At 66.6% G+C, this 7,505-nt stretch carries 9 protein-coding genes; 3 read left to right on the top strand and 6 right to left on the bottom strand.

The window, feature by feature from the left end:
* Positions 1 to 134 precede the first annotated feature (134 nt).
* Entirely contained in the window at positions 135 to 407 is a 273-nt protein-coding gene (locus ACIQF4_RS16930) for a DUF2277 domain-containing protein (protein ID WP_043448476.1), read from the top strand.
* A 39-nt stretch (positions 408 to 446) separates the two neighbouring features.
* On the opposite strand, the gene ACIQF4_RS16925 is transcribed toward ACIQF4_RS16930, so the two are convergent.
* The 6 genes from ACIQF4_RS16925 to ACIQF4_RS16900 form a co-directional block, all read right to left on the bottom strand.
* Positions 447 to 2,744, bottom strand: a complete 2,298-nt coding sequence (locus tag ACIQF4_RS16925; RefSeq protein ID WP_400516673.1) for a heavy metal translocating P-type ATPase — start codon at positions 2,742 to 2,744, stop codon at positions 447 to 449.
* 27 nt (positions 2,745 to 2,771) lie between these two features.
* Positions 2,772 to 3,011, bottom strand: a complete 240-nt coding sequence (locus tag ACIQF4_RS16920) for a heavy-metal-associated domain-containing protein (protein ID WP_231454211.1) — start codon at positions 3,009 to 3,011, stop codon at positions 2,772 to 2,774.
* A 54-nt stretch (positions 3,012 to 3,065) separates the two neighbouring features.
* Entirely contained in the window at positions 3,066 to 3,410 is a 345-nt protein-coding gene (locus tag ACIQF4_RS16915) for a metal-sensitive transcriptional regulator (RefSeq protein WP_231454212.1), read from the bottom strand.
* 244 nt (positions 3,411 to 3,654) lie between these two features.
* Entirely contained in the window at positions 3,655 to 4,173 is a 519-nt protein-coding gene (locus ACIQF4_RS16910; RefSeq protein ID WP_350003486.1) for a universal stress protein, read from the bottom strand.
* A 67-nt stretch (positions 4,174 to 4,240) separates the two neighbouring features.
* Positions 4,241 to 4,987 carry a class F sortase gene (locus ACIQF4_RS16905; protein ID WP_400516672.1) on the bottom strand — a complete coding sequence of 249 codons (747 nt, stop codon included), beginning with the start codon at positions 4,985 to 4,987 and terminating at the stop codon, positions 4,241 to 4,243.
* A 142-nt stretch (positions 4,988 to 5,129) separates the two neighbouring features.
* Positions 5,130 to 5,834, bottom strand: a complete 705-nt coding sequence (locus ACIQF4_RS16900) for a hypothetical protein (RefSeq protein ID WP_400516671.1) — start codon at positions 5,832 to 5,834, stop codon at positions 5,130 to 5,132.
* Between the two features lie 293 nt (positions 5,835 to 6,127).
* On the opposite strand from ACIQF4_RS16900, the gene ACIQF4_RS16895 reads away from it, so the two are divergent.
* Both ACIQF4_RS16895 and ACIQF4_RS16890 read left to right on the top strand, forming a co-directional pair.
* On the top strand, positions 6,128 to 6,328 hold the full coding sequence (locus ACIQF4_RS16895; protein WP_350003490.1) for a hypothetical protein: 201 nt from the start codon (positions 6,128 to 6,130) through the stop codon (positions 6,326 to 6,328).
* A 64-nt stretch (positions 6,329 to 6,392) separates the two neighbouring features.
* Entirely contained in the window at positions 6,393 to 7,499 is a 1,107-nt protein-coding gene (locus tag ACIQF4_RS16890; RefSeq protein WP_400516670.1) for a WD40/YVTN/BNR-like repeat-containing protein, read from the top strand.
* The last annotated feature ends 6 nt before the right edge of the window (positions 7,500 to 7,505 follow it).

Below are 7,505 nucleotides of genomic sequence, written 5' to 3'. Positions count from 1 at the left end.
CCATCCCTCAAGGATGTCCGCCTCGCCACTTCCCGGACCTTTTCCAATGAGGCAACGTATCCCGCTACGCGGACCTTTCTCATGAGTCAACGCGCGGGGTCGATCCCAGGCGTTCCAGAGCCTAGCATGGCTGTATGTGCCGGAATATCCGAACCCTCCACAACTTTGAACCGCACGCCACGTCGGAGGAAGTGCACGCCGCCGCCCTGCAGTACGTGCGCAAGATCAGCGGCAGCACCAAGCCCTCCAAGGCCAACCAGGAAGCCTTTGACGAGGCCGTCCACGAGATTGCCCACATCACCCAGCACCTCCTGGAGTCCCTGGTTTCGCAAGCGCCGCCCAAGGACCGGGAAGCCGAGGCAGCCAAGGCCAGGGCCAGGGCGGCCGTGCGGTACGGCGCCGCCTGAGCCGTCAGCTGCCGTGTCCGCTGCTGCCGTGCCCGGTGCCTAGCTAGCCTGCGGCTGTTTGCCGAAGCTTCGCAGCCGCAGCGAGTTGGCCACCACCAGGACGGAGCTGGCAGCCATGGCGGCACCGGCGATCATCGGGTTGAGCAGGCCCAGGGCAGCCACCGGGATGCCCACGGCGTTGTAGAAGAAGGCCCAGAAGAGGTTGGTCTTGATGGTGGCCAGGGTCCGGCGCGAGAGTTCGATGGCCAGCGCCACCTGGGCCAGGTTGTTGCCCATCACCGTCAGGTCCGCCGCTTCGATGGCCACGTCCGTGCCGGAGCCCATCGCAATGCCCAGGTCCGCCTGGGCCAGGGCGGCAGCGTCATTGACGCCGTCGCCGGCCATGGCCACGGTGGCGCCGCTGGCCTGGAGCCTGCGCACCGCCTCCACTTTCCCTTCGGGCAGGACCCCTGCGTAGACATCTTCCTTAGCTATGCCGACGGCGGCCGCCACCTGGGCGGCAACGGCGGCGTTGTCGCCGGTGAGCAGGATGGGGCGCAGGCCCAGCCGCTTCAGGTGTGCCACGGCGGCGGCCGAACCTTCCTTGAGGGTGTCGCGGAGGCTGATGATGCCGGCAACACCACCGTCCACGGCAACCCAGATCGCCGTGGCGCCGGAGGCTTCCGCAGCTGCCAGTGTTGCGTGCTGTTCCTCCGAGATGGTGATGTTGTTCTGCTCCAGCCAACCTGTCCGGCCCGCCGTGACCACCCTGCCCTCGACGGTTCCGGTAACGCCGCCGCCGGGCGCGGAACGGAACCGTTCCACGGCAGGGAGGGCGCCGCCGTCGTCCGCTATTGGCAACTTCCTGGCGTCCGCCTGGGCGGCGGCAGCGATGGCCCTGGCCACCGGATGCTCTGAGGCTGCCTCCACAGCCCCGGCGAGGCGAAGTACCTCGTCCTCGCTGAAGCCCTCAAAGGCAAGGGTCGTATCCACGGCAAGGACTCCGGTGGTCACTGTCCCGGTCTTGTCCAGCAGGATGGTGTCAACGGTGCGGGTGTCCTCCAAAACCTGCGGCCCCTTGATGAGGATGCCCAGCTGGGCACCGCGGCCGGTTCCGGTCAGCAGGCCAACAGGGGTGGCGAGGCCCAGCGCGCACGGGCAGGCAATCACCAGGACGGCGACGGCGGCAGTAAAGGCCGAGCGCAGGTCATCGCTGGTCACATCCGGTCCCGTAAAGAGAAGCCACAGGACGAACGTGAGCGCCGCGACGGCCAGCACCACGGGGACGAAGACGGAACTGATGCGGTCCGCGAGGCGGGCGATGGGTGCCTTGCCGGTCTGCGCCTGGGAGACGAGCCGTGCCATCTGGGCAAGGGTTGTTTCGGAACCGACGCGCGTTGCCCGCACCAGCAGGCGGCCGGAAGTGTTGATGGTGGCGCCCGTGACCCGGCTGCCGGGGCCCACCTCCACCGGAACCGACTCGCCGGTCACCAGGGAAGCGTCCACCGCCGAGTCCCCGCTGGTCACCACGCCGTCGGTGGCAATCTTTTCGCCGGGACGGACCACCAGGACGTCGTCCACCTGCAGGTGGTCGGCCCGGATCCGTTGTTCCTTGCCGTCACGGAGGATTGTGGCATCCTTGGCGCCCAGGTTCAGGAGTGCCTGCAGGGCGTCGCCGGCCTTCTGTTTGGCGTTGGCCTCCAGGTAGCGGCCCAGGAGCAGGAAGGTGGTGACCACCGCTGCCACCTCAAAATAGAGGCCGCCGGTCTCCATGCCTTCCATTCCCGGGTGTTCAGTCATGCGGGGATCCGCGAACAGCTGCCAGGCAGAGAACAGGTACGCCGCTGTCACGCCGATGGACACCAGCGTGTCCATGGTGGACGCGAAGTGCCGGGCGTTGATGGCCGCAGCCCGGTGGAACGGCCAGGCCGCCCAGGTCACCACCGGCAAGGCCAGGAGGGCCGCCGCCCAGCCCCAGTGCGGGAACTGGGCTCCCGGCACCATCGAAATGATGAAAACGGGGACGGTAAGGATCGCCGCGAGGATCAGGCGTGGGCGGAGCTTCGCTGCGGGCAGGTCCACGGCTTCGCCGGCCGGGCTCGCGTCCTGCCTGTCCGGCCGGCGGATTGTTGCCTTGTAGCCCGCGGCTTCCACTGTTGCCTTGATCTGCTCGTCAGTGATCCCTGCCGGGACCGTAACGTGGGCTGATTCCAGGGGCAGGTTCACCGAGGCCTGCACGCCGTCGAGCTTGCCAAGTTTCTTCTCCACCCGGTTGACGCAGGAGGCGCAGGTCATGCCCTCGATGTCGAGTTCCACCACGCGGGTGGCGGCCTGGTGGAGGAGTTCCTGGTTGCTCATTGGCGCTTCCCTGCTTCTGTGGGGTCTTTAGGCTTCGTTGGCGACGACGAGGTAACCGGCCTCGGCTACCGCTTCCCCGATCTCGGAAGGTGACAGCTCCGTGCTGGAGGTAATGGTCACCGTGGAGATGCCTCCGGCGTTCAGTTCCACGCTCACTTCTTCGACGCCGGCCAGTGCTTCGAGTTCCTCGCTGACTGCCGAAACGCAGTGGCCGCAGGTCATTCCCGAGACGCTGACCCGTGTAGTGGTGGGGGAAGTGGTGCTCATGGCTGCTCCTTCAGGTTTGCCGGCGTCAGCCGGCGCTGGTTTGGTCTTTATTCGTCAGCGAAGCAGCCGGCCGATGGCGTCGGCGGCTTCCTTGACTTTGGCGTCGATTGCGTCGGCGCGGGCCGCCGGGTCTGGTTCGGAGGCGGCTCCCACGACGCAGTGGCCGATGTGCTCTTCCACCAGTCCAAGGCTGACTGCGTGCAGGGCCTTGGTGACCGCGGCAACCTGGGTGAGGATGTCGATGCAGTACTTGTCCTCATCCACCATGCGGGCGATCCCGCGGACCTGCCCCTCGATGCGCTTGAGCCGGCGGAGGTAAGCCTCTTTGTTGCCGGTGTATCCGTGCGGCGGCTGCAGGTCCACCGCGTGCCCGCTGACTGCTTCTTCGATTCCGCTCATAACGACAGCCTATACCCCAGTGGGGTATCTTTCAAGTACCCCCAGGGGGTATTGAGAGAAGCGCGTGCGGCCCCTTGCCGGGGCACAAAAAAGCTCCGGAGTGCGTTATTGGGGGATACGCACTCCGGAGCAGCTTTTGAGCAATTCACGGCTTCCATCCTGCTGGAACCCGCCTTGCTTGAATCAGCTTACTGGCTGGTACTCCGCTCCGCCAGCACCCCGAATAACTACTTTCGCTTTAGTTTCACGGCCGGTCGTCATGGGCGGGCATCCGGTAGGGAACTATGAGGACAGGCCTGCTCTGGTGGTGCGAAAGCCAGGCACCTACCGACCCGCTGAGGGCTTCCGCGAGGCGGTGGGAGAAGCCACGTTCGGAAGTGCCCACGATGATCATCGGCGCGTCGGTTTCGGCGGCCAGCCGGGCCAGTGCGCGGGCAGGATCTCCGGCGAGGGTCTGCAGGGTCCACTCGGCGGCCGCGGTTCCGGGCGGAACGCCGGCCACAGCGGCTTCTATCGCCGACTTAAGCTCCAGTGCCACGGCGCCGATGTTGGGGTCGTCCGTATCGGGGTGCAGGGAGAGCCGGTGGGCGGGCCGCGCAGGGTCCCAGTCAACCAGGAAGCTGGCCTCATCCACATAGGCGCACAGCAGCCGTGTCTCCAGTCGGGCGGCGAGGGCGACGGCGGTTTGCAGGACTTCCGCATGCTGTCCGGGCGCGATCCCCACCACCAGGGGCGGGCTGCTGCTCATCTGTTCCGGGCTCATAACCTATTTTCAGCCTCCTTGAATGCTCTTGGATAGGGCGGGTGGAGAGAACGGGACTTCCGCGCCGTCAGGGAAGTGCGGGCGAAGCCATGACAACCACGTTCTTTCCCCACGGGTCCTCCGTGTAGCAGCTGATCAGGACCAGGCGGTTGGGCACGATCTCCCAGATGGGACTGTCCTTGAGGGTGGCTTTGAGGTACGTGGTGACGGTGTCCACCTGGTAGGAGATGGTGCCGGTTGCGGTGTCCACCTCAAACCTGTCACCCACTGTTGCCGCTGAACTCAGGTGATTGAAGGGTGCCTCCGCCCCTTCCCAGCTGTGGCCGATGACGTAGGTGGTGTTGGCCGAACCGTGGCCGGGGGTGCCGAAGGGAGCCAGCCAGTAGCCATCCTTGGTTTCGGGCGGCACGATGGTCTGGTTGGCCTGGGCGTCGCTGTCCAGCTCCAGGCGGTGGACAGGGACGTCGAAGCCGGCAGACGGATACCGGACACGGCGGGGCTCGGCGGCAGCGGGCAGCGCGGGTGCCGGGGCGGGGCTGGCGGAGGATTCCAAAGGTGCGGAGGTTTTTTCTGCTGTACCCGTCGCCGCGATGGGTGCCGGGTCCGTGGGCGGGATGCCGGCGGTGACTGGCGCATCAGCCGTGAATGACCCCTGCGAGCTGCCATCCGAGGCGGTGTGCGTCAGCAGTGGCCCGCCAAAGGTGATGGACAGGAAAGCCAGGACGCCGCACAGGAGGATGGCCAGGTCCCCACGGTTCCAGCGCCGCCGCACGCGCTTCCCGTCCGCTGCCTGCGGGCTGTGGACCTTGGCCATGGTGCTCCTCGATGCTTCGACGAAAAAGAGGGAAGGCGCCCCGCCGGGCACTGGAGGGACGCCTTCCCCGTCAAGGGCCGCAGCCAGGTCCGTGTTTACGAAGCCACGGGCCGGGGCTGCGGTTATGCCGTTCCTGGCTGTGTCAGCCGGCGGGGGTGAACGGGCGGGACCGGCGGCGGAAAGCCACTGCCGCTCCTGCTGCCGCCAGTGCTCCCAGTCCGGCCAGCCATGACGGGGTGCTTTCAGAACCACCGACGGCGGTCTGGGCGTTGTACCCCTGGTTGGTGCCGAGGCTGGTGGCCCCCGTGGCGGCGACCGGCCGCTGGACGGTTGCCTGCGGGGCAGGCGCAGCCGGTGCGGCGGCTTGCGGGACGACGCCGGATGCCTCCGCCGGAACTGCCGCGGGCTGTTCAGCAGCAGGCGTCAGCGCGGGTGTCTCCGCCGACGGCGTCTCGGCCACCGGTGTTTCCGCGGCCGGCTTCTCTTCGGCCGGTGTCTCCACTACCGGATTCTCTTCAGCCGGCGGCTCCTCGACAGGCTCCTCTTCAGGTTCCTCGCCCGGCACCTCCGGCATCGTTTCGCCTGGCGGCAACGGCGCGCACTTGTCGACGTAGAGCAGCTTTCCGGCGTCCGTCCAGTTCTTGCCAGGCGACTTGGACGTGGGCGGAATAATGTCCAGCGGGTGCTGTTCGTGGCCTTCGAGGCCGTTGATGTTGAATTCGAGCGGCGACCAGCTGCCTCCGTCGTTGTGGCAGACGGTGACTCTCTCAGGCGCTGCCATGGCCGGTGCCGTCACGCCAAGCAGCCCCAGCCCGACGACCCCCAAGGTCACAAAGGTACGTTTCATTGTTTTCTCCCCAGTTCGCTGTGTGAAACGGACCATGAAGAGGAGGCCCAGCACTTGCGCCGAATGCCCCAGCAACACGGTCAGCTTGCTTGAGTTTTCAGGCTAGGGGGAGGGCTAAAGGCAGTCCTGAGTAGGGGGTACTCGTCTTTTCCGGCGGCCGGACCATGCGGTTACTTGCGGGTACCCGCATCATCGGGGGACTCCCTGCACTGGCTACCTGCCCGTCACGGGTGTATCTTGTCCGCGCATCCGCCCGGGCCTAACGTTGGAACATACGAAAGGTGCATGGCGTCATGGAAATCTACATGTGGTGGCTTGACCTGGACCTGGCCAGCAAGGAATGGCTGCGGGAAAACCTTCGGGCGGAGGAGTTGCCCCTGCCGGTGCTCCAGGGAATCGCGGAAGCCGGCGGCCCCCATCCGGGCAATCCGGCGGCCGTCCTGACCGCGGCGGACTGGGACTTCATCGAGACCCAGTCGGAGTTTGTGGACTAGCTGGCCCGGGAGGCCCGGCCGGGACACAAAATAACCGTTGCGGGCTGCAGTGCGCGGTGGTTGCATGGTGGGCATGGCAACCGCAGAGAGTTTTGTCTTAGCGATCGGGACCAAAAAGGGCCTCTGGCTGGCCACCAGCCAGGACAGGCGCCAGTGGTCTTTCACCGGCCCGCATTTCCTGATGAGCGAGATCCCCAGCATTGGAATAGACACCAGGGACGGCCGCACCCGGATCATGGTGGGCGTCCGCAGCGAGCACTGGGGTCCCACCGTTGCGCACTCCGATGACCTGGGCGCCACCTGGTCCGAGCCGGAGCAGGGCGCCGTCAGGTTTCCGGAGGACACGGGTGCCGCGCTGGAGCGCATCTGGCAGATCCATCCGGACGCCGAGTCGCGTCCCGGGGTTGTATGGGCGGGAGCTGAACCCATCTCGGTCTGGAAGTCCACCGACGGCGGAGAACACTTTGAACTGAACCGCGGGCTCTGGGACCATCCACACCGCAGTGAGTGGGGCGCGGGTTACGGCGGAGCCGCCGCGCACTCCATCGTGGTCCATCGGGCCGGGGAAACGGTCCACGTGGCAATGAGTACCGGAGGCGTGTACCGGTCGCTGGACGGCGGCACGTCCTGGGAGCCGCGCAACCACGGCATCTCCGCCTACTTCATGCCCGATCCAAACCCCGAGTTTGGGCAGTGCGTGCACAAGATCGCAGCGGATGCCGCCGTCGACGGCCGCCTCTATGCCCAGAACCACCACGGCGTCTACCGCACCGATGACAATGCGGACAGCTGGAATTCCATCGCGGAGGGGCTTCCCGCGGATTTCGGCTTCGTGATGCTGACCCATCCGCGCCGGGAGGGCACGGCATGGGTCATCCCGCTCAAAGCGGACGGGGAACGCATTCCGCCGAACGGCGAGCTGGCCGTCCACAGGACGGACGACGCCGGGTCCACCTGGAAGAGGCTCAGCAACGGCCTGCCCACTGGGGAGTACAACAGCGTGCTGCGCGACGCTGCCTGCGTGGATGCAGCGGAACCCACCGGCGTCTATTTTGGGACGCGCGGCGGAACGGTCTATGCCAGTGCGGATGAAGGCGGGACCTTCCAGGAGGTGGTGTCCCACCTTCCGGATGTGCTCTGTGTCCGGGCGGCCGTGATAGCCGGTGCCTGAGGGCAG

Origin of the sequence: Pseudarthrobacter sp. NPDC092202, assembly GCF_044755505.1 — a bacterium.
Taxonomy (GTDB): domain Bacteria; phylum Actinomycetota; class Actinomycetes; order Actinomycetales; family Micrococcaceae; genus Arthrobacter.
The sequence above is the reverse complement of the archived record's forward strand: the minus strand, read 5'-3'. Positions and strand labels throughout refer to the sequence as shown.

Excerpts from the sequence above, each read along its gene's own strand:
- ACIQF4_RS16925 (WP_400516673.1), bottom strand. The coding sequence starts at position 2,744 with ATGAGCAACCAGGAACTCCTCCACCAGGCCGCCACCCGCGTGGTGGAA.
- ACIQF4_RS16890 (WP_400516670.1), top strand. The coding sequence starts at position 6,393 with ATGGTGGGCATGGCAACCGCAGAGAGTTTTGTCTTAGCGATCGGGACC.
- ACIQF4_RS16895 (WP_350003490.1), top strand. The coding sequence starts at position 6,128 with ATGGAAATCTACATGTGGTGGCTTGACCTGGACCTGGCCAGCAAGGAA.
- ACIQF4_RS16905 (WP_400516672.1), bottom strand. The coding sequence starts at position 4,987 with ATGGCCAAGGTCCACAGCCCGCAGGCAGCGGACGGGAAGCGCGTGCGG.
- ACIQF4_RS16915 (WP_231454212.1), bottom strand. The coding sequence starts at position 3,410 with ATGAGCGGAATCGAAGAAGCAGTCAGCGGGCACGCGGTGGACCTGCAG.
- ACIQF4_RS16910 (WP_350003486.1), bottom strand. The coding sequence starts at position 4,173 with ATGAGCCCGGAACAGATGAGCAGCAGCCCGCCCCTGGTGGTGGGGATC.
- ACIQF4_RS16920 (WP_231454211.1), bottom strand. The coding sequence starts at position 3,011 with ATGAGCACCACTTCCCCCACCACTACACGGGTCAGCGTCTCGGGAATG.
- ACIQF4_RS16900 (WP_400516671.1), bottom strand. The coding sequence starts at position 5,834 with ATGAAACGTACCTTTGTGACCTTGGGGGTCGTCGGGCTGGGGCTGCTT.
- ACIQF4_RS16930 (WP_043448476.1), top strand. The coding sequence starts at position 135 with ATGTGCCGGAATATCCGAACCCTCCACAACTTTGAACCGCACGCCACG.